Source organism: Pseudoflavonifractor sp. 60 (genome assembly GCF_009911645.1).
Classification (GTDB): Bacteria; Bacillota; Clostridia; order Oscillospirales; family Oscillospiraceae; genus Lawsonibacter.
Genome location: NZ_QWKI01000062.1, coordinates 1 through 1,870, shown reverse-complemented (window position 1 = coordinate 1,870; position 1,870 = coordinate 1). Strand labels below are relative to the sequence as shown.

The 1,870-nt window shown below is 53.4% G+C and carries 2 protein-coding genes; both read left to right on the top strand.

Annotated elements, in window-relative coordinates; genetic code table 11:
• Positions 1–36: 36 nt before the first annotated feature.
• A complete protein-coding gene (locus D1646_RS07810) occupies positions 37–1,668 on the top strand; it encodes a relaxase/mobilization nuclease domain-containing protein (protein ID WP_160635932.1) in 1,632 nt (543 codons plus the stop codon).
• Positions 1,658–1,870 (top strand): cysteine-rich VLP domain-containing protein (locus D1646_RS07805; protein WP_201754594.1); only part of this gene is annotated, 213 nt, incomplete at its 3' end. The genes D1646_RS07810 and D1646_RS07805, both read left to right, overlap by 11 nt.

The window sequence follows — 1,870 nt, the reverse complement described above, 5'->3', positions numbered from 1 at the left end:
TGAAGTTTGAAGTCTTGCAGAAAGTAGGTGAAGCCGTTGGCAACATTCAAACATATCAGCTCTAAAAATGCCGATTATGGGGCGGCTGAACAGTACCTAACCTTTGAGCATGACAAGTTTACCATGAAGCCCACACTGGATAAAAACGGGCAGATAGTTCCGAGGACAGGCTATCTCATTTCCTCTCTGAATTGCGGTGAGGAAGATTTTGCAATCGCCTGTATGCGTTCCAATCTGAAATACGGCAAGAACCAAAAGCGGGAGGACGTAAAGAGCCACCACTATATCATCAGCTTTGACCCCCGTGACGCACCAGACAACGGCTTGACCGTAGACCGGGCGCAACAGTTAGGCGAGCAGTTCTGTAAAGAGCATTTCCCCGGACACCAAGCCCTTGTCTGTACCCACCCGGACGGGCATAACCACAGCGGAAATATTCATGTGCATATCGTAATCAATTCCCTACGGATTGCGGAAGTGCCGCTGCTTCCCTACATGGAAAGACCAGCCGACACAAGGGAGGGCTGCAAGCACCGCTGTACGGACGCAGCTATGGAATATTTCAAAGCGGAAGTCATGGAGATGTGCCACCGGGAAAACCTCTATCAGATTGACTTGCTGAACGGGAGCAAGAATCGCATTACCGAGCGTGAGTATTGGGCGAAGCGGAAAGGACAAGCCGCACTGGATAAAGAGAACGCTTCCCAAGCCGCCGCAGGAGAGCCGACCAAGCAGACTAAGTTTGAAACCGACAAGGAGAAGCTACGGCAGACCATACGGAAAGCCCTTGCCGCCGCTGCCACCTTTGACGACTTTTCCTCTCTGCTGCTCCGGGAGGGTGTGACCGTCAAGGAGAGCCGGGGAAGATTGTCATATCTCACGCCGGACAGGACGAAGCCCATCACCGCCCGGAAACTGGGTGATGATTTTGACCGAGCCGCCATACTGGAAACACTCACCATAAACGCACAGAACGCCGCCAGAGCCGCCGAAACGCCCACACCCAAACAGGAATACCCCCGGAGCATAAAAGACCGCTTACAGCGTAACAAAGCCGCCATAAACGCCCCGAAACAAGACGGCGTACAGCGCATGGTAGACATAGCCGCCAAGAAAGCCGAGGGCAAGGGGAAAGGCTACGAGAAATGGGCGACCCTGCACAATCTGAAGCAAATGGCGGCGACCATGAGCATTTACGAGGAATCCGGCTTTTCTTCCCCGGAAGAACTGGAAGCCGCCCTTGCCGCCGCCAGTGCCGGACTGCATGAAGTAACCGGGAAACTGAAAACCGTGGAAAGCACCTTGCGGGAGAAAAAGGACTTGCAGAAACAGCTATTGGCGTATATCAAGACCAAGCCAGCCCGTGACGGACTGCGGGCGCAGAAAACCGAGAAAGCCCGGAGAGCCTACCGGGAGCAGCACGAAAGCGATTTTATCATAGCCGAATCTGCCGCCCGGTATTTCAAGGCACAAAGCATTACCAAACTGCCAGCTTCCAAGACCTTACAAACGGAGATTGAGCAGCTTACCAAAGAGAAAAACGCCCTTTACAACGAGTACCGGGAGAAGAAAGAGAACGTCCGGGAATTGCAGACCGTGAAAAGTAATCTTGACAAAATCTTGCACTGTGAGCCGGAACGGGGAAAGGGGCGGAAAAATGAACGGTAAACGCCCCTACATGGACTACCCACAGTACAGAGCCGCCCGCCGCCTTGTGCATGAGTGCTGTAACTATGATAACGGCAACTGTATTGTGCTGGATAACGGCGAGCCTTGCGTATGCGTCCAGAGTATCAGCTATTCCCTTTTATGCCGCTGGTTCATTACCGCCGTTCTGCCGCTGGACGGGAAACTGGAAGCCGCCCTACTC